Genomic DNA, 23,614 nt, shown 5'->3' with positions numbered 1-23,614 from the left:
TCCCCCCACTGAAAGATCAACCAGCCTGAATCTTTTATGCGCTGACCCGCTCCGCCTTCCTCTTGAGAAATACCCGGATGGAAAGCGCTACAACGCCTATGGAAAGAATCAGCAGAAGCAGATCGACGGCCAGCAGGATATAGTTGCCCTTGGCTATATATCCTTTCAGCAGCAACACCAGCGCGGTAATGGTCGTTGCGAGCATGAAAAGCGCCGGATACAGCGCAAAGACATATTTTCTGCCTCTGAGCGCCAGCCAGCTCGCTACCGTTATCAGGGCAAGTGCGGCCAGAAGCTGGTTTGCCGTGCCGAAGATGGGCCACAGCACCGAAAAGGCGTTCGAATAGCTGAGGATGAACATTATGATTACAGTCAGGAGAGAATTGAACCAGTAGTTCTTCAACAGCGGCTTGGGCGACTTGAAAAGGATGGTCCACAATTCCTCGAACAGGTACCGGTTCAGCCGCACCGCGGCATCCAGTGTCGTAACGACAAAGCCCTCGACCAGCAGGATACCGAAAACGGTTCCGAGCGAGACCGGAATCCCCAGGCCCAGGTGGAACAGATTACCCGCCGCCAGCGAAAAACCCAGGATGGGGTTCGACTTTACATGCGGGTCCGATGGCCAGACGATCGATTTATAATCCACGAAATTCAAGCCCACGCCCAGAGCGAGAAGGACGCAGACCGCCAGCAGCGATTCGAGGAGCATCGAATTGAAACTGATTTTCCGCGCATCCGTCTCGAGGCTCAACTGCTTGCAGGTCGTGCCCCCGCCGACAAGCGAATGAAACCCCGATATCGCGCCGCAGGCTATCGTGATGAACATCATCGGCCAGATCATGCCGAGGCTTTTCGCGCCCTCGGCGACATTCACACTCGGGAGCGAGATCGCCACGCCGCCGAAGCCGACAGATACCAGCGAGACCACAAGCAGAAGAATCCCGCCGTACAGAATCTGCACGTTGATGAAATCACGCGGCTGAAGGATCAGCCAGACCGGCATCCCGGACGCGAAGAGGACATATACGGATATGATGATCATCCAGTGAAAAGGCTGCATGGAAACAGGCAATGCTATACCGGCGAGGATGGACACGATGCAGATGAAGGAAGCCAGCAGGTACGCGTAAAGCGTCCTGATCCCTTTCTTGTGGATGAGCCAGCCGAGACAGGGAGCGCACAGCGTTATGATGATGACGGATGTCGACGCGATGCCGCCGATCCGGCCGTAAGTGACTCCGTCGGTCGTAACGGTTTTCAGGATCGAGTCGGCGCCCTCGACTATGCCAAGCTTGGCGAGCGGCCAAAGCGAAGTCAGCGAGATCGCCGTGGCGCTGAGAAACGACGAGCACACCAGCAGCAGCATCATGATCGTAAACGAGATCATCAGGTTGAAACCTGTCTTGCCCAGCGTGTTCCGCGCAACTTCGGCGATGGATTTCCCCTTTTCGCGCATGCTGATGAACATCGTTGAGAAATCATGCACCGCTCCGAAGAAAATTCCTCCCACTACCACCCACATCCACGCGGGAACGAATCCGTAGAGCACCGCCATGGTCGGGCCGATAATGGGACCGGCTCCGGCGATGGCTGAAAAATGATGGGCGAAAACCACATAGCGCTTGGTCGGAACATAATCCCGCCCATCGTTGATCGTAACCGCCGGGGTAGGTTTGCCCGCATCTTCACCGAGAATCCGCGCAACGTACTTTCCGTATAATTTACTCGCCAGGACGAAAGCAATTATAGGGACTGCCAGATAGATAAGAACATTCATCTTTTCCTTTACCTCCGTTGAGCAGAGTAGGCCACCGAAGAGCTTTCCCGGTGGCAGATCGCCTGCTTCGTTCGGCCTCTATCTCACAGACTGTCAAGGCGTTTTGGCGGGTTTCAAAGCTTGCCTCGGACTCCTCCGGCCGGAGGGCGGAAACCTTGCCGGCAGCCCTCCGCCCTGGAAGGATTGCCTGACTGACCCGGCTCCCGTCCTGTCCGGACTGACTTGCCCAATAGCGTGAAATATGGACTGTTGCAACGGATTTGTAAACAACAAATACTCTTTTCTTGCAGTTATTCCGCTGAACTTACAGGTGCATGTCCGCAGCCCGCGTCAGTCCTGGCCCGGAATATGCATAAAGGCATTCATTGCCGGCTGGACGGCAACACTGTCCGACCGGGGAAACTCCGGGCCAGCCGTTCCGTAATATCTTATCATTCAATTAATTATGGATTCTTCCTCCAAATGAAAACACAGCACAAACCACTCTTACTCTCCGCCAGGGACTCATCGACCATGCTGCCGACCGGAAGGTTATTCCCACACGGACTGGGCCTGGCGCTGGCCCTGGCCGCCACTCTATGCGCGTTCACACCGGCCGTCTCGTTCGCCCAGGTGCAGGGCCAGGCCGTGATAACCAACAGCTACGCCAACCTCCGCAGCGGACCGGGCACCAAGTTCAAGCGCCTGGGACGCGCCCTGGCCGGCGACCGTTTCCCGGTCACCGCCACCCGTCCCGGCTGGTTCCGGATCGTCTACAAGGGCCGCGAGGCCTGGCTGTTCGCCAAGCTGGCCCGCCTGGAGCAGGCCGGCCCCTCGACCGCCGAGGTGGGGCATCTGGAGACGCAGATCGAGAACCTGAACCAGCGGGTGGACCAGGTGAGCCAGAAACTGGACAACGTGCGCCAGACCCTGGAGGCCGGTATCGCCGAGGTGCGGCCGGAGGAGTCGGCGGCAACCTCCATGCAGCAGAAAAAGAACGGCGGCCAAAAGTTCAGAGTGCAGCGCGAGGTCCCAGCCGTGGGTGCGGCCTGGGCTTTCATCCCCGGCGCGAGCCGGATGAAAGTGGGCCAGCGCTGGCGCGGCGGCCTGATGCTGGGCCTCACCGCCGGCTGCGCCGCCTCGGGCCTCTGGGCCCGGAACAGCTACAATTCACTGCGTGACGACTACCGGGCCCTGCCCGCCGGCAGCCCGCAGAGCGAGTTCGACCGCCTGCTCTCCCGCTCCGATGACCGGCGGAACCTGTCGGTCTGGCTGCTGGCCGGGACCGCCGGGCTCTATGCGTTCAACGTGACCGACCATTTCCTGTTCCTGCCGCGGCCGAACCTGGCGCTCTCCCCGGGCGACACGAACGGAAGGATCGACCTGAGCCTGACATGCGAGTTCTGAGGACCACTGTCACAGCCGTCCGTCTTGCGGCGCTGCTTCTGCTGGCGTGGCTTTCCGCCTGCCGCGACCTTCCGCGGGACAACCCCTACGACCCGTTGACCGAGGTTTTGACCGTGACGGTCGACGCCCCGGCCGACAGTTCCGTGTTCCGTCAGGGCCAGCCCGTGACTTTCCGGGTCTCGGCCGCGACCGCGTTCGACGACCAGGGCGTGGCACTGCGCTCGGCGGTCTGGCGCTCCAGCCTGGCCGGGCCGCTCTCGGACAGCCTGACTTTCAGCCGCTCCGACCTTCCGGCCGGAACGCACCGGATCACTGTCACCGTGCAGGACTCCAGCGGACGCAGCGGCGCGGAGACATTCAGCCTCATCATTCTGCCCGCCCCGGCGTTCGGGGTGGTGATCGATTTCCCCCCCGCTGACACCGCGGTCATCCTCGGCGCCAGCTTCCACCCCGTGGTGGAGGAGTTCCTGCCGGCTGACGGCACGGTGGAGGGGCGGCTCTGGAGTTTCGGCCCGGGCAGCGGCCTCGCCGATTTTCAGGGACAGGACCCCGGCACTGTCACCTGGCGGCAGCCCGGAGTGTTCGAGATGGTCTACCAGATCGTGGACAACCGGGGACGGCTGGCCGCGGACACCGTGCAGGTCGAGGTGGTTCAGAACGCCACCCCCACCTACGTGGCCATAATCTCGCCCGCGGCCGACACCACCGTGGATGTGGGGGACAGCCTGTTTTTCGAGGCGCTGGAGATCGAGACCTCGGCCAAGGTGAGCAGCCGCGCCTGGGTCTGGCCTGCTGGCAGCGGCTTGAACAACGGTCACGACCGGGTGGCCGTGGCCGGCTGGCGGCGTTTCGCGCGGCCGGGGACATACGAGATCATCTACGGCGTGCGGGACAAGCTGGGCCTGAGCAGCGCCGACACGGTCACGGTCAGCGTGGTCGACACCATCGCCGCCCCGCAGACGGCCATCCTCTCCCCGTCGCGGGACACCACCGTGGCCCGGGGCGCTCCGGTGAATTTCCGGGCCTCGGATTCCGACCCCTGGGGTGGAATAGTGCGCCGGGTCTGGTCCTGGGGTGAGGGCAGCGGGCTGGACAGCACGGGGGATGTAACCGCCACGCCGGGTGAGAAGGTTTTCATGGAGGTGGGGGTTTTCACCGTGCGCTACACGGTTTCTCGGGCCAACGGGGTCCAGGCCAGCGCCTCGGTGCAGGTGACGGTCACGCCCAACCAGCTCCCCACCGCTCACATCAACACCCTGTCCGGCGACACCACGATCACCTCGGGCGAGCGGCTCCCGGTGGGGGGCAACGCCAGTGATGCGGACGGCAACATCACCCGGCGCGAATGGACCCTGCGCCATCCGGACGGCAGCCTGGAGACGCTGGACGTGTCCTCTCCCCCGCTCTGGCTCCGTATCACCGCGGCCGGGGCCTACCGTCTGTATTTCCGGGTCACCGACAACAGCGGCGCCCGCAGCGCCGATTCACTGAACATCAACGTCCTGGCCGGCTCACCCAACCAGATGCCCCTCGCCTACATCATCACCCCCACGCGCGACACCACGGCCGGCGCCTGGGTCAATCTGAATTTCCTGGCCCAGGATTCCGACCCGGACGGCGCCATCGTCTCGCGGAAATGGACTTTCGGCAACGCGGTGGCGGCCGCTCCGAGCGACACCTCGGCCGCGGCGGGAAAACGGGCTTTCACCATCGACGGGACATACCCGGTGGTCTACAGCGTCATGGACAACCGCGGGGCGGTCAAAGCCGACACCTTGATCATCACCGTGCTGACCAATAACCGTCCCAACGCCGAGATACTCTCGCCGATGACCGGCGAGGTCTTCGCGCGCAACGACACTGTGACCGTGATCGGGCTGGATTCCGACCCCGGCGGGCGGATTGTCTCGCGGGCCTGGAACTACGGGGCGGGAAGCGGGATCGCCGCGGACACGATCTCGGTGCCGGGATACCGCTACTACCACAATGCGGGCACGTTCCTGATCACCTACACCGTGACCGACGACATGGGCGCCCAGCGCGCCGACACGGTCAGCGTGACCATCAGGCCGTAACGCACCCGTCTCAGATGTTCTCGCCCCCGCCGCGGCTCAGAGCCGCGGTCCGGGTCGCCGGGACCGAGTCGAAGCTGAACTTTTTCAGGTTGTACTCGGAGGGGCTGATCATGCCCAGGCTCAGGATCAGCTTCATCGCGTCCTCCACGCTCAGCATCAGCCGGTGCAGCTGCTCCTCCGGAACCAGCAGGATATAGCCCGAGGTGGGATTGGGCACCGAGGGCACGAACACGTGGGCGATCCGGCCCTCGGGCACGCCCCCGGGGTAGCTGTGGACCTGGCTCGGCTGACGGCTGGTGACGAAGCCGATGGCGTAGAGCCCCTGGCGCGGATACTCCACCAGCACCACCTGCTCGAAACTGCCCGTGTTCATCTCCAGCAGGCCGTCGCTCACTTTCTTCACCGAGGCGAACACCGAGCCGATGAGCGGGATGCGCTCGATCAGGAAATCCTTGAGCTGGTTGAGCTTGCTGCCGATGTAGGTCCGTCCGAGCACCCCCACCACCCAGATCAGCAGGATCAGGCTGACAAATCCCACCCCGACGATGTAATCCCCGAGCAGCTTGGCGAAATAGCGGCCCAGGATCTGGTCCAGCGCCCGGAAAAACCAGACTACCACGAAGATCGTGGTGATGAGCGGGACCATGATGAGCAGGCCCGAGGTGAACTGACGCCGGAACAATCCGATCATTCTCTGCAAAAGCATTGTACGCGACTCCTTCCCTTCCATTTTCCTCTCTCCCGCACACAGGCGGCTCCGTCCTCACCGACCGGAAACCGGAGAAGGTGGAATTTAGCTCCATCGAGCGGCCCGGACAAGGCTTTCTCCGTTGACAAAGGCCTGGCCAGGCTTTACTTTAATGTTTCATTCCAGCCTCTCAAATTCAAGCCTTCCAGCCGGAGGCGGCCCGATGAACAAGGGTTTCAGCGTGGTCCTGGGCATGAGCCTGGCCTATGGGGTCAGCTTTTTCGGACTTCTCCTCGCCTACATCGTCTATCAGCGCAACCACCACAAGGATGAACTCTGGCGCCTGCGGCCCATTGGGGTATCGTTCTTCGGCGTGGTCTACGGCTACGTTCTGCCGCTGATCGCGGTGCTGAACGCCCTGATCACCGTGGGAGTGAAAGTCGCGCGCGGCTGGGACTACAACCTCCTCATCTGGAACGACGCCTCCCTGCTGTATGTCCTGCCCGCGGCGGTGCTGCTTTTCCTTCTGATCGGCCGCCAGCTCTGGCGCCTGCGCCTGCCCGGCTACCTGGCCGCTCTGGTCGTGGCCGCCGCCGGGACAGTCTGGACCGCGCAACTGTCGTTCGAGGCGTGGTTTGCCGATGCCCGCAACCTGCACGTGATCGGCGCCGCGGTCACCGGCCTGATCTGGCACGCGCTCTGGACAGTCTACCTGCTGAAAGGCCGGACCCGTCAGTTATTCTCGACCGCAAAGCCGGTCCAGGCCTGAGACTCTTCTCCATCGGATATCCAGCCCCTGCTGCACGGAGTGTTCTTCCTTGGGGCAGGGGTTTGACTTTCCGCCCGCCGCTGCGCATGATTCAGAAGGTGGTTTTTCAGGGAGCCGTGAATGGAACTCAAGCCGCTGGATGAATACCGCTGGGAGATTCCGGCCCGCGAGGGCATGCGGGCGCCGGGGCGTATCTGGGCCTCCGCAGCCATGCTGGAGCGCATCCGGGCCGACAACGCCCTGGAGCAGGTGGCCAACGTGGCCTGGCTGCCCGGCATAGTCGGGGCCTCCCTGGCCATGCCCGACATCCACTGGGGCTACGGCTTCCCCATCGGCGGGGTGGCGGCGATGGACCCCGAGGAGGGGGTGATCAGCCCCGGCGGCGTGGGCTACGATATCAACTGCGGCGTGCGGGTGGTGGCAACGGGGCTGGCTTTCGCCGAAGTGCGGGAGCGGCTGGCCGGGCTGGTGGACGGCCTGTTCCGCGACGTGCCCTGCGGAGTGGGCCAGGGTGGCGAGCTGACCCTCGCCCGGCGCGAGCTGGAGCGGGTGCTGCGCCAGGGGGCGCGTTGGATGGTGGAACAGGGCTGGGGCTCCGAGGCCGACCTGGAGCGCTGCGAGGAGAACGGCTGCCTGGCCGGGGCCGACCCGGCCAGGGTCTCGGACCGGGCCTGCAAGCGCGGCGCCGACCAACTGGGCACCCTGGGCAGTGGCAACCATTTCATCGAGCTGCAGCAGGTGGAGCGGGTGTTCGACCCGGCGGCGGCGGCCGCTTTCGGGCTGGCCGAGGGTCAGCTGCTGCTGTTTATCCACTCCGGCTCGCGGGGCCTGGGCCACCAGGTGTGCGAGGATTACCTCGAAATCATGAACCGCGAGGCCGCCCACAGCCGCCTCAACCTTCCCGACCGCCAGCTCGCCTGCGCGCCCATCCGCAGCGAGGCCGGACGCGGCTACATCGCGGCCATGAGCGCCGCGGCCAACTACGCCTGGGCCAACCGTCAGATGCTGATGCACCTGGCGGTCAAGTCCATCCAGGCCACGCTGAAAGTCTCGGCCTCCACCTTGCGGGCGCGCCTGGTCTACGACATCGGCCACAACAACGCCAAGCTGGAGCGCCACCGTGTCGGGGGCCGCGAGCGCGAGGTCTGGGTGCACCGCAAGGGCGCCACGCGCTCGTTCGGGCCGGGACGGCCCGAGGTGCCCGCCGATTGCCGCGCGGTGGGCCAGCCGGTGCTGGTGCCGGGGAGCATGGGCACGGCCAGCTGGATCCTGGCCGGCACGCAGAAAGCGATGGACGAGTCGTTCGGGAGCTGCTGCCACGGGGCGGGACGGCTGATGTCGCGCAAACAGGCGATCCGCCAGTCGGCGGGACGGCACCTGGCGCGGGAGCTGGAGGCGCGCGGCATCCGGGTGCTCAGCCGCGAGCGCAACACCCTGGCCGAGGAAATGCCGGAGGCGTACAAGGACGTGGACGAGGTGGTGCGGGTGGTGCACGCCTCCGGGCTGGGGCGCAAGGTGGCCCGCATGCTGCCCGTGGGCGTGGTCAAGGGCTGACCGCCACCGGAGAGTGGCCCCGCCGACCGCTTTCAAGCTCAGACCGGCCGGGATCCTACTGTTCGATCGCGGCGGCCGCTCCACCGGCGACCACCGGGTAACCGCCGCGGCGCAGGACCCGCTTCAGCTTTTCCCACATCGACTGCCAGGGCACGGCTTTGAGCATCGCGATAAGCGAGGTCTCGAACTCGAGCGGCCGATAGTCGAACATCGTTTTCCCTCCTCAGAGGTTGGTGTTTCCACCCGCGGTCTCGGTCAGGGCTTTTTCGCGCCGTCCCTGCGGAACTGTCTGTCCGTTCGAGAAAAAATCGCAGGCAAACCTGACCCCTTCCGAGAACACTTCCAAAGCATTTTTCTTGCCGTCCAGCTCCAGCACCAGGTTGCCGCTGTAGCCGATGGCCTCCAGCGTGTCACACAGGCCGGCCCAGTCGATTTCGCCCTGGCCCGGGATGAGATGCAGATCATCCGGCTGGCCGTACAGGTTGTCGTGCAGGTGGATCGAGAACAGGCGGTCGCTGACCGCCTCGACGCTGCGGGTCAGGCTGCCGCCGTTGACCACCACGTGGCCGGTGTCCAGGCAGAGGCCCAGGTTGTCCCGCCCGCTCGACTCGACCAGCAGAAAAAGCTCCTCCAGGGAACGCCCGAACCGTCCGCCCCCGGCCGAGGGCATATTCTCCACGGCCAGCCGGACATCCAGGACCGCCGCGATGTCGGACAGGCGGTACAGGGCGTTGGTGGTATGCCGGACCACTCGGGTGTAGGCCGGGTTACTCTCATCGAGCGCATCGGTCATCGGGTGCAGCACCACGATCGAGGCGCCCAGATAATCCGCCCGGGCGATGGTCTGGCAGGCCAGCACCTCCCAGTCGAGGAGCTGCTTTTCCAGCGGATCGTCCGGCCGCACCGTGAAAGGCGCGTGGATCGAGAGCACCCGCATCCCGCTGTCGAAGACCTGACGGGCGGCCGCAGCCGCGTTCTCGGAGCTGTTGCGCGGGTCGAGATGGCTGATGTCGGCCCAGAGCTCGACATTCCTGACCCCTTGGGACGACATCCGTTCCAGGGCATCGGCCAGCTTGTATTCCGCCAGGACCATTGTCGAGAAACCCAGCCTGGCCCGGCCGTTGAGGACTTTTTCCGGCACTGCCCCGAGGGCGTGACCGGTCCGGTTGATTTTCATTCCAGGTCTTTCCTGTTTTCTTCAGTTAGTGTTCGACAGCCGGGCCTGACAGACAAGCCTATCCCCATGCAACCGATGAGGGGATGGACCGCCAAGCCCTGAAAGTCCCTGTGTCCGAGGGATGAGTTAATATAGAAAGGCGGGTTTAGCCCTGAATAAGGATCAAAGCAGAAATGTGATAGAGGGAACCGGCCTGCCCCGCAACCACCCTGTTTCAGACGGGCAATAAAAAGGCGCCCCCGGCGGACCGGGGGCGCCTTCAGTACCGGCTCTGCGTCCAGCCTTAGAAGCCGAAGGACATGGAGAAGAAGTTGTCCGCAGACAGTCTTCCCTTGTTCTTGTAGGCATAGTTGAAACGCAGGGTCTTGTCACCGAAGCTGCGCTGGATGCCGCCGCCGAAGCTCAGGCCGCGCCAGGTCGGATCATCGCCCAGGTAATCATACCCGAACTGATCCTTGTCCTCGGTGTACTCGTCGGTCTGTATCTGCCAACCCATCCGCAGGGCAGCGGAAATGGTCGGGTTGAAGTTGTAGTTCAGCTCGGTGCCGGTGGCATAGGAGATGGGGATGTAGCTGGGGCGCCAAAGTTCGGCGGAGGCCAGCCAGTTGACCTTCTCGCTGGTGTACAGGTTGTAGGCCAACGCAATCTTCATCGTGGTCGGCAGACGGTAGGTGTGGGTGCGCATCATGACCTCACGCGAGGAGCGACGGCTGATCGCGTAGGGATCGGTGCTGAAATCGTTGTACCCACCGGGGAAACTGCCGTCCTCACCCTGCGGGCCGATATCGGTCAGCAGGTTCGGGCCGCTGAACGTCATGTTCGTGCCCAGGTTCTGGATCGCGAAAGCGAAGCGGATCTCGCGGTCCATGAACTCGGTGTGGTAGATCGCACCGGCGTCAATGGCGAAAGCGTTGGCGCCCATGTTGCCCCACATGTCCTGGTGCACGTACTTCAAGCTCATGCCACCCATGAAACGGTCGCTGAAGTTGTAGGCGAAGCTGCCGCCCATCTGAAAATCATAGGCGTTGAAAGTCGATCCGGTGCCCTCGGGCGAACTGACTGTGGTGATCTCGATATCCGGGATGTCGAGATAGCCGAAGAACCCGCCCACCACTATTTTACCGTCGCTCATCGGGAACGCGGCGGCGGCATAGCTGTAGGTCAGGTCGAGGGTGTAGTCGACCACGTTCAGCATCACCTCGCGGTTACGCATGAAACCCAAACCGGCCGGGTTCCACCAGATCGAGCTGATGTCGTCCGTAATCGCCGCGTAGGCGCTGCCCAGGGCGATGCCCCGTGCACCCACCGGGATCGTCAGGAACTCAGCCGCGCGGACTCCAACAAACGAGGAGTTGTCCATCCGGCCCTGTTCCAGGTATTTGTCCAGTCCCGTGTAGTCCTGCCGGCTTACCCCCTGCGCATGCAGGCTGACCGCCACCAGCGACAGGACCGCACAGGCCGTAAGCATGGCTCGTATGGCCGTCTTCCTTATCATATCAAACCTCCATAAAGGCTGCGGGGAAAGTTTCCGTTCAAGCTCGCGATCATAAACGGGCCTCAGTCGATGACGTAGAACTTGCCGGTGTAAGTCTTCCCTCGCGTATCCGTCACGTGGTAGAAATAGAGACCGCTGGCGATCGTCTGGCCGAAGCGGTTTCTCAGGTTCCACGGTTCGGTGCCGCTGTGGTTGTCGTAGCCGGTCATGACTTTGGGTTCACTCAGGGTCAGACGGTCCCAGTCGGTGTAATTGCCCCAGCCGGAACGGTTCGACCCGATATGGTTCAGCACGTTGACCAGGTTGCCGCCCAACGTATAGATACGGATGGTGCAACGATCGGGCAGGTTGACGAAATCGACACGGCGCTGCGTGGCCGACAGGTCGAGGAACGAGCTGGCGATGTACGGGTTCGGGACGACCTTGATCTTGCTCAGGTCGGCATCCTTGGCGTCCAGCGTGCTCTTCTTGATCTCGATCGTCCACTTGTCGCCCAGCCAGGGCAGGTCCGGCACCTGGGTGAAGACCGTCCCATCGCCGTTCCAGCTGCCGAAGGCGTTGGTGGCGGTCCAGACCGTGCCGGCTGTCGGCATGGTGATGCCATCGCCGCCGCCCGAGGAGATACGCCACAGGCCACCGTTCAGCCACAGGCCGAAATGCTCGGTGTTGTCGGCCGATATGGTCTCCGGCATCTTCACCGTACGCTGGCTGACCGGCACCTGATTGGAGAAGGCCTCGTCATAATACACACCACGATTGCCTGCGGAACCGATATCGGCTCCGAAGCCTTCCTTGGTCTGGAAGCCCCAGCCGTACTGGTCGGGATAGTCGACATGCGGTATGGTGATACCACGCACTATGTCCTTCACCTCGACCGTCATCTTACCGCCACCGGCGTCCTTCCAGGTGATGGTGAAACGACCGGCCTTGGCCATCGCCACGTTGCTGGGCGAGGTGCCCGGCTTGGAGTCCGAGCCGCAGGAACGCGCGGTCGGCAGGTCGATCTCGCCGCCGGTGTATGTTCCGGGATCCATATCATAGTAGTATGACTGATACTGCCCGGACTGCTGCATACCCTGGAAGGTGACATCGAAGGCGTAGTTGATGCCCTCGGCATCCGCCGGGCCCTGGTAGGTCAGGGTCTGCTCGTTGTCGCTGCCGCCGATCAGGTCCTGGCCGATACCGCTCTTCGCCCCTTCCACGATCTGCATCGTGCGGGTGCCCTGCATACGGTTACCGCCGCAGCTTACGCTCCAGACGCCCTGGTCCGTGCAGACCAGGTTGACTGTCATGTCGGAGGTGATACGTTCGTTGTTGACCGGAAGGAACTTCACTTCCTTGATCGAAGGCATTATCACCTTCGGAGCCTCAGTCAGCTTCCCGTTGCCATCGCCGGTCAGGTTAACGGTCGGGCCTTCCAGGTAATTGGCGGCTGTCGCCGGGCTGAAAGCCACGTTGCCCATCGAAGCGACCCTGAAATCGCTGGCGTCGCTGCGCGGGATCACGTTGTACAGGCCGGACTCGCCCGCACGGTTCCAGGCCTTGCCGCTGGTCGGATCGGGCAGGCTGAACGCCGCTCCGGTGGCCGGATCGTAGTTGCGGTCGTAAGGCACCAGAGCGTACCAGACCTTCATCCCGTTACGCATGCGGAAATAGGGCTGGTCGCTCTCCAGCTTGTCGACATAGAAGAATGTCAGGTTGCCGTCCGTCAGGCTGCACTTGTAGATCATCTCGCTGTGCGAGTCGTTCGGGCCGACAAAGCTGCGGTACAGGCGGTAGCCTTCGAAATCGAACTTCCGGTAGAGGTGCTCCGGGTCCAGCTCCGGATTCTGCTCCAGGAACAAGGCGTATGGATCCGGAGTCTGGAGATTGACATCGCTCCAGGTGATAGTCACCTCGCGATCGCCCGGGACGATTGTCATCAGCGGGGGAACCGGCGTGGCCGGAGTGACGAACCCGCCGTCGAACACGCCCTGCGCCACGTCGGCGTAATGCGCCTGCGGGGCGAAAGCCTCCTGCATCATCGGGGCGTCGATGTTGGCGATGTCGTAGGTCGGAGCCACCAGCGGAGTCACGCCGGAGGGCGAGAACATGATCACGTAATCGAAGGAGAACGTGTCACGCGGGGCGACATCGGTCAGCTCGCTCCAGAAGGTATAGGTCTGCCAGTTACCGCGTCCACCCCAAACCCACTGATGATAGCGGCTGTCGCTGGGATAGAGCACGCCCGGCCAGCCCATAACCTCGCGGCCGGTCAGGGGGCTGATCATACCTTTGAAGAACGGGTAGGTGCCCCGTCCGCACTGGTACTGCACACTCAGAGGCAGACCGGAGGCCAGCAGGTTGCCCGCACCCGAGAACCCGAACTCTGGATACCTGTCGTCCGTGGTGTTCCAGAGGTTGGTCATCTCGGCCACCTGGCCGCGCAGCATGGGCTTTTTCAGCATCTTGCCGCCCATCAGCGCGGGGGTGTTGGGAGTGAAATTGGAGATAGTGGGCTGACGGCTCCAGAAAGTGACGATCTCTTTTTCCGGATGGTAAGCCCAGGCCGCACCGTTGCCGGTCCAGCCGTAATCCCAGCCGCGGCGGTTCTCGAACAGGACCATGCCCTTCCAGTCCCAGCCGTCCGGGTTGGCCACGCAACGCGGGTCCGGTTTGGCGGCGGAGGCTCCACCGTACGTCGGGTTGTACTTTTCGTACATGGTGACGTTACTGGTCAACACATGGACATAGACCATGTTGTTGCTCTCGGCGAAGTCCAGGAAATACATGCTCCAGGCCATGTAGAAACCGTTGGTCGGACCGCCCCAGGAGTTGAACACATCGCCCGAGTGGGTGAACATGGTCTCGGCGCCGTGCAGGATCGGGGCGCCGTCAGCCGCGAAGCCTTCGCGCCCTTCCCGCGGCCAGTCGGCCAGCTCCTGCGCGTCCAGACTGGTCCAGATACGGTTGAACTCCAGCTCGGCCATGTGACCTTCCATGTTCGGCTCCACCGCGCCTTCCGCGTTGATGAGCTGCTCGGCCCAAGGGAACGGCGAGCAGTAGCCGGCCATGTTGTCACGACCGCCGGAACCGAGTACCAGAGTATCTTCAGCCAGACCGTCGCCGTTGAAATCGCGGGCGGTGGCTATACCGAATGTCCAGCAGTCGTTCCCTATTAAGTTACCTGAACCCTTCGGGAACTGAAGGGTGTTGCCAGACCAGGTCGCGGTGATCCACGGCATGGCCCAACCGGTCATCAGTCCCATTCCCACGTTGTTTCCGCGGGATATCCGCTGCGCGAGCCGCTCGGCCGAGGCCGGTGATGCCAGCAGGCCGACCAGCGCCGCAAGGGTAACCAGCAGAATGCCTTTTCGTATCATAATGATCTCCTGCTTATTTTACGCATAATTAAGCAGAACACTGTCTTCTGAGCGTCTGCCAGAACCGGCTCAGAAGGAGAAATCGACCCCCATGCGAATCTGGCGCGCAGTGCCCCAGAGACGCTTGTCCATGGTCGAGGTCACGAAGTCCTCGGCAATGGCGCCCAAAGCGGCTTCATCCACTGTCAGGATCCCGTCGCCGTTGAAATCCGCGTTGAAACGCACATGGGTGCGGTTGCTGGGTTCATTGGCAATCCCATCCCAGCTTACATCTTCGCCGCCGGTGATGTGCGAAGCATCCTCATAGGAACGCGGATGAGGATACGGAGTATTGTTCTTGCGGTTCAACAGGTTGTAAACCTCGCCGAACACTGACAACTGGCGCGAGCCACCGATGGTGAACCGCTTGGAGAAGCGGGTGTCGATGTTCGTGTACCAGCGGCCGCGGAAGAAGTTGTAGCCACCCCACTGATCGGTCAGGCTCGAGTTCTCGCTGCCGGTGTACGAGGAACCGTTGCGGCTGAGCAGAGGCTCGCCGCTAAGCAGCTGGAACACCGCGTAAGCACTCACGTTGCCCAGAATCTTGTTGTAGATCGTCCCGGCCTTGAAATCCTGCGGAACGAGATAGTTGAACTGGGCAGTCAGCTTGTGCGAACGGTCACCGTCGATCGGACGCAACTCATCGGGCGGAACGAACAGCTCGTTCGACGTGGCGTCGAAGTCGCCGACGCCCTGGCTGCTGTTGTAGGAGCTGCCGGTCGTGCGGCTGTACTGCAGGGTGTACATCAGGTTATAGGAGAAATTGTTGGAGAAGCGGCGCTGCAGCTTGAAATCCACGCCCTTGATGTTGCCGTTGTCGCGGTTGACATAGCCCTGGTTCCACTCACGGAAACGCTCCTGGCGATGCCAGGCGTAGTAGTCACGGAAATAAGCCTTGGTGGCCACGTTGCCGTCAACATCGCGGTAGAAGGCGACGACGTCGAGGACCATGTCGGGAGTCACCAGATAGCTCAGGCCGGACTCGAAAGCGTCCGTGCGGCTGAATTCCAGGCCACCGGGGTTCATAAACGGCGAGCCGCCGCTGGATCCGGCATACATCATGTCCAGGCTGGGCAGCTGGGTGAATACGCCGTAGCTGAAACGCATCTGCGACTTGTCGGTCACCGGGAAAGCGACATCGAAACGCGGCGACCATTCGTGCAGCGTGCGGGGGTTGACCGTCTCACCCCAGGCGTCCAGCGAGGTGATGCCCCAGTTCCGGTTGTGCTGGAACCCGTCATACCGCAGGCCATAGTCGAACACGAAATCGCCGAGATCGGTGCGGTTCTGCGCATAGACCGCATAAATCAGGGGCTTGTAGCGGAACTCGTTGCGCGGATCGCGCTTCTCGGTGGTGTAGTTGGTGCGGAAAACGTTGTTGTTGATGTAGGTCGACTGGAACCCGATCTTGGCGCGGTTACGCCGGTCGATCTGCAGGTCGAGGTCGGCCTTGTAGTTGTTCTGGTGCTCGGACAGATAGCCGTAGTTCATGTAGTAGAAGGTCTCCTCCTCAACGCCGAAGGGACCCTCGAACGGCACGTACTGCTTCCAGCCGGTGGCGCCGTCGGGCAGGTAGGCGCGCTTCATGTCATCCGTGGTCAGACCTTCCTTGCCCGGCCAGGTCTCGACCTCGAACTGGATGTCGTGCGGAGACCAGCTCAGGAACGTGTCCCGTTCCCAGTTGGTCTTCAGGCTGGCGGTGTTGATGTCCTGCGAGGACATTTTCCAGTAGCGGAGCTGCAGGGTGGCGCTGCGCTGGGTGCTGCGCCAGAAATCGTAATCGGCGCCCAGGGTCAGCACGTTGGTCTTTGTGCGGCGACCGTAGCCCTGCGGCACGTAGAACCTGTCGTAGCCCTTGGTCCACCAGGGACTGAGGTCCCAGTACGTGCTGAGGTAATTTTTGTAAAAATCGGTGGTCCGGTCGACGACACCGGTCTGGAAATAGTTACCCTCAGCCGTGTAGCCGGTGGGATAGGACTGCTGGTTGCGCGACCAGCTGTCGATGGCCAGCAGCTTGACGCCGTCCATCGGTGAATAGGTCATCTTGCCGGTGGCCAGGGTGCGGTCCTGCCAGTTGCCGGGCAGGCGCACCGGATTGGGCGGGGAGAACAGCGATTCCAACCCCCCGGTGTGGCTGGCATAGAATTCATGGCCGGTCTTGAGCATTTCCAGAGTGTAAGGAGTGCCGCGCTCGCCCAGGACCGGGTCGTTGCGCACCGCATTGTTCAGGCGGTCGACGAAGTCCTGGTTGACCCCGCGGAAACCCTCATCCGCGTGAGTGGCGATACGGTCGGCAAAGCCCTGGATTTCTCCCGAACCGTGGAAATACATGTTCTTGACCAGGGGCACCGGCCCGCCGACACTTGTCTGGACTTGGTTGTAACCCCAGTCCGAGGTGCGGGGCTGCTGCTGGTCGGTGGTGAAACGCACGCTCCCGCGATAGTCCGCGCCGCCTTCCTTGGTGACGATGTTGACGATACCGGACTGCGCGTTACCATACTCGGCCTGGAAGCCGCCGGTGATGATATCCACCTGCTCCACGGCGTCGGACGAAATCTCCAGAGGCGTGGTGTCCTCGCCCTGGGAACCGATTTCAGTCTCGAAAATCCAGCCCTGGCCGCTCTGGAAGGGGTTGGCGGTGTAGTTGCGCACCATCACGCCGTCCACCACCATACCTTCCTCACCCAGACGGCCGCCGCGGATACGGAGACCGCGCGCCTCGGCGTCACGGCCACCGACCTGGACGCCGGCCTGCAGGACCATCATGTCCTCAAGCTTGGTCGCCGGGGTCTCTTTGACATCCGCGGAGGTCATACGCTGCTTGGTCACCGTGTTGTCGCGCGGGACAAGCACTTCGGCTTCACCCTCGACCGTAATCCCCTGCATCTCCACCACGGTCGAACTCATGGTGCCGTTGACAGTCGCGGTCTGGCCGGCCAGCAGGAGCTGGTCGGCAACCGTCATCTTCTGATAACCGGTGAAAGTGAAGGTGATCGACTGGCGTCCGGGCGGCACGTTCAGGATAAAGAAGTAACCATCTGCATTGGTCACGTTACCCAATCGGGTGCCCTCGATGGTGACCTGCGCACCCTGCAAGGGCTTGCCCGTATCTTTGTCACGGACAACACCCTCGACCTTCGCCGTGCTGAGCTGGGCCAGGATCAGCGCCGCATTCACCAGCACCAGCGTCGCCGCCAGCGCCAGCATCCGCGACACGTGTACGAGTGAGATTCTGTGTTGCATGTAATCCCCCAATTGAAATTGGAACGGAGCAACATGAAAGCGGACAAAAGTCACGGTCACTCCATAGGCAGCACCTCCCGGACCTCACGTTAAGGTTTCAGTTCGACTCTTCGAGTTCTTAAAACCACTCGAACCAGACAGCGCAAACCAGCTCATCCTTGAGACAAGCAAGCACGGCCGCCCCGCCGCGGGCAGCCCGCACATCAATTGAACTTCCAGATCACTTTCGAAATCTCGTCATCCTGGATCGGCACACCGGCCAGGCGCAGCGCCTCCTGGATGAACTTGGTGGAGACAGGCTTTTCGAAATAGAAATCCGCCCCCAGCCGGGTGGCTTTGTCCTGTATTTCGGGATTGCCGTAAGCCGTGATCAGCATGATCTTGGTGGAGGGCGCCTTGCTCTTGATGACCGACATCAGCTCGAAGCCTTCCTCGCAGGTCCCGCCGCTGAGCCTCAGGTCCAAGATCGCCACGTCGTAGGCATGCCGCTCCAGCAGCCGGATCGTTTCCTTCTTGGAATCCGTCGCGTCAACCAGCAAACCAGTGCGCTGGAGGACTTTTTTGTAGGCGAACAAAACCGCAGTCTCGTCGTCCACAAGAAGGATTCTTTTCGGTGTCATCACGCCCCGCGGGAGAAAGGTTCGATACGTATAAGACAAAAAAGATGCCACGCCGTTGAGCGTGGCATCTTTATTTGTTTTCAACAAGTTAGGCTATCTGTCACCGGAGCGTCGATTCTCAAAATCGTAAAAAAAAGCTACTTTTCTGAGAATGGTCCGCGGCGCTACCCCAATCGTCAGCAAAGACTCTCAGCACAGGGCCGGGAGCCAGATCAGCCGATTCGGAGTTTTTTTATCTTGCGGTAGAGCGTGGCCAGCGAAATCCCGAGCACCTCGGCGGCCTTGCGGGTGTCGCCGTTGAAGCGGTCGAGAATCTGGCTGATGTGGCTTTTTTCCATCTCCTCCAGCCCGACCGGCTGACTTTCGCTCTCGGGCAGAGAGCCGCCGCCCAGGCCGGACAGATGGCGGGCGGTCAGGCGGCCGTTACGGCTAAGCAGGATGGCGCGCTCCAGGACGTTGCGCAGCTCGCGGATGTTGCCGGGCCAGGAATGGGCCACCAGAAGGTCCATCGCCTCGGGACTCAGGTTTTCGGTGCTGGAGCCCAGGGAGATCAGGATGCTGCGGGCCAGGGCCGGGATATCGTCCCGGCGGGCGCGCAACGGCGGCAACTGGATCGGGAACACGTTGATCCGGAAAAAGAGGTCCTGGCGGAAAGTGGCCTCGGACACCTTTTTCATCAGGTTCTGGTTGGAGGAGCAGATCAGGCGGAACTCGCTGCGCCGGACCAGGACCTCGCCCAGACGGCGGTACTGCTTTTCCTCGATCACCTTGAGGAACTCGGCCTGCACCCCGGGCGGCATGTCGCTGATCTCGTCCAGGAACAGCGTCCCCCCGTCGGCCACCTCGATCAGCCCCGGCTTTTCCTGGTTGGCCGAGGTGAACGCCCCCCGGGCGTGACCGAACAGCTCGCTGGCGAAAAGGTCGCCTTTCAGGCTGGAGCAGTTGATATCCACGTAGGGGTTGCTGCTCCAGACCCCGTTGTCGTGGATCCAGCGCGCCAGCACCCCCTTGCCGGTGCCGGTCTCACCCTGGAGCAGGACCGGGGAATCGTTCTCGGCGGCCAGGGCGGCCAGCTCCATCACTTTCTGCATCAGCGGGTGCTCGCCGAAAAACGCGCCGCCGTTTCGCCCGAGCTGCTGGGTGGTGAGCTGCCGGCGGCGCAGGCTGCCCAGTTCCAGGCTTTTCTGCAGGATGACCGAAAGCTCCTCCAGGCTCACCGGTTTGGTCAGGAAATTATCGGCCCCGCGGTGGATCGCCTCCACGGCGGTGGGAATATCGCCGTGGCCTGTGATCACCACCAGGGCGATGTCGGGATGGTCGCGACGCAGTTCCTCAATCCAGTCGAAACTGTTCCCGTCGGGCAGCACCATGTCCAGCAGGGCCGCATCGAAACGGTTCGCGGCCACGGCGCTGCGGGCCTGGCCCAGCGAGGCCACCGCGGTGAGGTTGTAGCCGTTGCGTGTGAAAAACTTGGTGTAGCCGAACCGGATGCCCGGATCGTCATCCACCAGCAGTATATTTTTCTTCATTCCCGTCTTCCTGAGCCAGGGGCAAAGTCACTTCCACTGTCAGTCCCGGGCCGGGGTCGTTGTTGAACAGCTCAGTCTGGCCGCCGTGAGTCTCGATTATGCTTTTTACTATACTGAGCCCGAGCCCGGCGCCGCGGTTGCGGGTGGTGAAAAACGGCTTGAACACCTCGGGCAGCAGCTCCGGCGAGATGCCGGTGCCGCGGTCGCGGATCTTGACCGAGAGCATGCCGCTCTGGCCGAGGCCGACCTCCACCACGATCTCGCTTTCCTCGGGGCTGTGCTGGGCCGCGTTCTCCAGCAGGTTCATCACCACCTGCTTGAGCTTGCTGCCGTTGCCGAACACCTCCAGCCGCCCGCCCTCGGCGCCGACCACCAGGCGCACCTTGCGCGCACCCAGGCTGGAGGACTGTTTCCACAGTTCGATCGCCTCGGAGCAGATCGAGCGGATGGAGTCGCGGACGAAGCTTTCGCGCTTGAGCGGCTTGCCCAGCTCCAGGAGATCTTTCATCAGCAGGGCCAGACGGTCCACCTGGGTGCGGATGTGCTCCAGGTAGGGACTGTACTCCGGGTTGTCCCCGATGTCCTGGAACAGGGCCTCGGTGATCGCCAGGATCGCGTTCAGCGGGTTGCGCACCTCGTGGGCCACGCCCGAGGCCAGCCGCCCGATCACCTCCATGCGCTGCGACTCCTTGATCTGGGCCTCCATCCGCTTGCGCTCGGTGGTGTCCTGGATGCTGCCCTGGATGCAATAGACCGAGCCGTCACGGTTGCGGTGCACGGTCGAGGTGATCAGGCATTCCACCATCGAGCCGTCCTTGCGCTTCATCCGCAGCTCGTAGTCGCGCACGTAGCCCTTGCGCTCCAGCACGCCCAGATAGATGATCCGGTCCTCGACGTTGATATACAGGTCATCCGCCGGCAGGCGCATGAACTCCTCGTGGGTGTAGCCGAACAGGTTGGTCATCTCCAGGTTCACGTCCAGGAAACGGCCCTCCGGGGTGGTGATGCTCAGGGCGACCCGCGATTCCTCGAACAGGCGGCGGTATTTTTCCTCGCTCTCGCGCAGCGCCTCCTCATCGGCCTTGCGCTTGGTGATATCCTCGAGCATCAGGGTGTGCAGGGTTTTGCCCATGATCTCGTTCTTGGCGTACTTGAGCCGGAATACGTTGTCGCGCAGCTTATCGTCGCGCAGACCCACCTCGATATCGATCGGGATGCGGAACTGCTCCAGCTCGAAACGCGACTGGCGGGTGTAGACCTGGAGGTCGTAGAACTCGGCCTCACCGCTGAATGTGTAGAACCCGATGTGGTTCTGGCCGAAATAGACCGCGTTGCTGTCGATGAACTCCAGCAGCGGAATCTCGCTGCCCGTGGCGGTGTTGGTCACCCAGCGGCGGACACAGCCGCCCACGCGCTCGATCACCACCCGGTACTCGGAGCCGGTGTCCAGCGACTCGGGTCGGGTGATCACATTGGCGCCGTGTTTCTGGATACGGCCCTCGGAGTTGTAATTCGAACCCAGGCAGACCGTGTAGCCGAACATGTCCGGGGTGACCGCCTCCAGCCCGGAGGAGCCCGAGAGGATCGTGGAAAGGTCGCGGATATCCTCGCTGCGCTGCGAGGTGCGGATAGTGTAGACCAGGCGGATGTCCTCGAACTCGCTGCCGAACTCGCTCACCGACATCAGGCAACAGTCGAGGTAATCATCGGTGTGCGGGGCATGGTAGATCTTGAACCCTCCGCCCTCGCGCGGCAGCACCTTCCAATGGCAGTTTTCGGTGTGACGGTAGATGATCCAGTTCCGCTCCAGATCATCCGGCGCGGCCGGGCCGGCATAGGCCAGCTTCCACTCGCGGCCCTCGTCGTAGGGCAGGTTTTCCAGTGAGGCGATTTTCTGAAGGTGACGGGAAATCTTTTCGAAATCGCTTTCCTGGAAAAACTCGCGGATGTTGCGGCGCTCGCGGGTGTAACGTACCACCCGGCGGCTGAGCAGCGGGGCGTCCGCCGAGTAGCCCACGATATTCCAGTTCTCGTCCAGGTAGATCTGCGGCATCCCGACCATAGAGCGGATCGAGTATATCTCCCGGCACATCTTGTCCAGGTTCTTCAGCGTCTCGGCGTAGCTTCTCTCGATGCTGTGCAGGGAGCGCTCGGCCAGGGCGCCGCGGCGCGCGTTCTCCTCCAGCTCCAGGATACGCTGCTCCAATTGCTCGTATGTCGGCTTTCTGGCGCTCATCGCTCAACCGCGGGTAGTTGAAGTCGCCTTGCAGACCACGTTCAAAACCTTGCGAAAAGGCAATTTAGAGGCTCTCCGACCGTCAGTCAAGTGCGGCAAGCCCGAAAAACCGTGAAGAACATTATTTCACGCCGAAAAACTAATACCCGGCGGGACAATATACAAGCTAAAACCCGAAGCAGTCCGCAAAAGGGAGAGTTACAATCTTATGACCACGCAGGGCAGGCTAAGGTTTCAGGAAAATAAGGCTGTCCGGGCTCCCGGCAAAAGAAAAGGGGCGCGGGATGCGCGCCCCTTGACGGTTCCTTTGCGGCTGCCCTGCCCTCAGCCCTGGGCTTCGATCTCCTCGCGGGTGACCTTGCGCCCGCCGTCGAACGAGCTTTCGTACAGCATCAGCGCGGCGATGGAGGGACGGCGGCAGGTGTCGTAGTTCATCACCGGCTGGCCGCCGTTGCGGATACACTCGAAGAAATTCTGCACCGCCCGCGTGCTGCCGTCCTCGGTGTTGTCGCGGTAGTCGACCACCTTGTCCGGCTCGGTCATCGGGGCGTCGCTCACGTTGAGCGACTGGCCCAGCTTGATCTGGCTGAACTTGTGCTTGAGCCCGAGCTGCTGGAGGTGGCGGGTCTCTTTCTCCCAGAAAATACGGTAGGCGCTGCCGGTGAACTCCAGGGTGCCGAAAGTGCCGTGGATGGCCCAGGAGCTCCCCCAGCGGGCATTGGCCAGCCCGCCGCTCGCCACGCCGATCACCCCGTCCTCCATCTCCCAGTGGCCCATCAGGCTGTCCCAGTGCTCGCGCCCGTCCTGGTAGACCTGGATCTTGCCGGTGCAGGAGCCGGATACTGGCATGGTGCCCAGGATATCCAGGACCATGTCGATCTCGTGGGTCAGCAGCTCGGTCAGGATGCCGCCGCAGTATTCCTTGTACAGGCGCCAGTTGAGCACGCGCTCCCATTTCGGATCGACATCGTCCTTGCGCCAGGTGCGGTTGTTGTCGTAGTGGACGTAGAACTGGACTAACTTGCCCAGCGAGCCGCCTTGGACCAGTTTCTTGGCGTCGTTGAACGAGTCCATCATCCGGCTCTGGTAGCCCACCAGGTAGACCTTGTCCGGGTGGGCCTTGACCGCGGCGCCCACCTCGTTGAGCTGCTTGACCGTCAGGCCCATGCTCTTTTCGCTGAACACGTGCTTGCCCGCCTCAAGGGCGGCCACGCTGCACGGCACGTGCAGGAACAGCGGCGGAGCCACCACCACGGCGTCCACGTCCTTCTGCTCGATGATCTTCTGCCAGTCCTCCCAGGCGCGGACCTTGGGGTTGCCCGAGTCTTTCTTGCCCTCTTCCAGGTTCGGCGGGTAGATGTCGCAGACATCCGAGATGATCACCTGCGGCTGGGCGGCCAGGATACGCAGAAGGTAGCAGCCACGGCTGCCCGTGCCGATCACGCCCACGTTGAGATTGCTGTTCAGGTTCTGGCCGCGCACGATCGCCGGAGCGCCCAGCGCGCTCAGCCCGGCCACCGCCACCGCGGCGGCCCCGGCGCCTTTGAGGATGAAATCCCGGCGGCTGAGGCCTGTCTCTTTCTGTTTATCTTCCATCATCTTCCTCCATCCTTGCTTACAAAAAAATTAGTTCATCGTGGAAAACCATACTTTAATCAAAA

15 protein-coding genes are annotated in these 23,614 nt (G+C 62.3%); 4 read left to right on the top strand and 11 right to left on the bottom strand.

Features of this window, described 5'->3' with window-relative positions; translation table 11 throughout:
- Window positions 1–34: 34 nt before the first annotated feature.
- A complete protein-coding gene (locus LLH00_09560) occupies window positions 35–1,780 on the bottom strand; it encodes a carbon starvation protein A (protein ID MCE5271514.1) in 1,746 nt (581 codons plus the stop codon).
- Window positions 1,781–2,293: 513 nt separating this feature from the next.
- Between LLH00_09560 and LLH00_09555 the strand changes: the two genes are divergently transcribed.
- Window positions 2,294–3,166 (top strand): SH3 domain-containing protein, encoded by an 873-nt coding sequence (locus LLH00_09555; GenBank protein MCE5271513.1) that lies wholly within the window; start codon window positions 2,294–2,296, stop codon window positions 3,164–3,166.
- Window positions 3,154–5,241, top strand: coding sequence for a hypothetical protein (locus LLH00_09550; protein MCE5271512.1), 2,088 nt, complete (start codon window positions 3,154–3,156; stop codon window positions 5,239–5,241). Before LLH00_09555 ends, LLH00_09550 begins: the two co-directional genes overlap by 13 nt.
- Window positions 5,242–5,251: 10 nt before the next feature.
- Here the strand turns inward: LLH00_09550 and LLH00_09545 are convergent, their stop codons facing one another.
- Window positions 5,252–5,947, bottom strand: coding sequence for a DUF502 domain-containing protein (locus LLH00_09545; GenBank protein MCE5271511.1), 696 nt, complete (start codon window positions 5,945–5,947; stop codon window positions 5,252–5,254).
- 205 nt (window positions 5,948–6,152) lie between these two features.
- Between LLH00_09545 and LLH00_09540 the strand changes: the two genes are divergently transcribed.
- Together LLH00_09540 and LLH00_09535 are read left to right on the top strand one after the other, a co-directional pair.
- Window positions 6,153–6,698: a hypothetical protein gene (locus LLH00_09540; GenBank protein ID MCE5271510.1), complete on the top strand. Its 546-nt coding sequence runs from the start codon at window positions 6,153–6,155 to the stop codon at window positions 6,696–6,698.
- 120 nt (window positions 6,699–6,818) lie between these two features.
- Window positions 6,819–8,252 carry an RtcB family protein gene (locus LLH00_09535; protein MCE5271509.1) on the top strand — a complete coding sequence of 478 codons (1,434 nt, stop codon included), beginning with the start codon at window positions 6,819–6,821 and terminating at the stop codon, window positions 8,250–8,252.
- Between the two features lie 55 nt (window positions 8,253–8,307).
- Here LLH00_09535 and LLH00_09530 read toward each other — a convergent pair whose 3' ends face one another.
- The 9 genes from LLH00_09530 to LLH00_09490 all read right to left on the bottom strand — a co-directional run bounded on the left by LLH00_09530 (window position 8,308) and on the right by LLH00_09490 (window position 23,552).
- A complete protein-coding gene (locus LLH00_09530; protein MCE5271508.1) occupies window positions 8,308–8,463 on the bottom strand; it encodes a hypothetical protein in 156 nt (51 codons plus the stop codon).
- A gap of 12 nt (window positions 8,464–8,475) precedes the next feature.
- Complete coding sequence (locus LLH00_09525; GenBank protein ID MCE5271507.1) at window positions 8,476–9,429, bottom strand: sugar phosphate isomerase/epimerase; 954 nt, start codon at window positions 9,427–9,429, stop codon at window positions 8,476–8,478.
- Window positions 9,430–9,712: 283 nt separating this feature from the next.
- Entirely contained in the window at window positions 9,713–10,924 is a 1,212-nt protein-coding gene (locus LLH00_09520) for a PorV/PorQ family protein (GenBank protein MCE5271506.1), read from the bottom strand.
- A 62-nt stretch (window positions 10,925–10,986) separates the two neighbouring features.
- A complete protein-coding gene (locus tag LLH00_09515; protein MCE5271505.1) occupies window positions 10,987–14,286 on the bottom strand; it encodes a hypothetical protein in 3,300 nt (1,099 codons plus the stop codon).
- Between the two features lie 69 nt (window positions 14,287–14,355).
- Window positions 14,356–17,568, bottom strand: coding sequence for a TonB-dependent receptor (locus tag LLH00_09510; GenBank protein MCE5271504.1), 3,213 nt, complete (start codon window positions 17,566–17,568; stop codon window positions 14,356–14,358).
- A gap of 203 nt (window positions 17,569–17,771) precedes the next feature.
- Entirely contained in the window at window positions 17,772–18,188 is a 417-nt protein-coding gene (locus tag LLH00_09505) for a response regulator (protein ID MCE5271503.1), read from the bottom strand.
- 212 nt (window positions 18,189–18,400) lie between these two features.
- Window positions 18,401–19,717 carry a sigma-54 dependent transcriptional regulator gene (locus tag LLH00_09500; protein MCE5271502.1) on the bottom strand — a complete coding sequence of 439 codons (1,317 nt, stop codon included), beginning with the start codon at window positions 19,715–19,717 and terminating at the stop codon, window positions 18,401–18,403.
- Entirely contained in the window at window positions 19,689–21,953 is a 2,265-nt protein-coding gene (locus tag LLH00_09495) for a PAS domain S-box protein (protein ID MCE5271501.1), read from the bottom strand. The genes LLH00_09500 and LLH00_09495 overlap by 29 nt, the downstream gene beginning before the upstream one ends.
- A 324-nt stretch (window positions 21,954–22,277) precedes the next feature.
- A complete protein-coding gene (locus tag LLH00_09490; GenBank protein MCE5271500.1) occupies window positions 22,278–23,552 on the bottom strand; it encodes a Gfo/Idh/MocA family oxidoreductase in 1,275 nt (424 codons plus the stop codon).
- Window positions 23,553–23,614: the final 62 nt, after the last annotated feature.

It is taken from the genome of bacterium (assembly GCA_021372515.1).
Classification (GTDB): Bacteria; Gemmatimonadota; Glassbacteria; order GWA2-58-10; family GWA2-58-10; genus JAJFUG01.
Note: the sequence above shows the minus strand (reverse complement) of the source record. Positions and strands in the feature narration are given on the sequence as shown.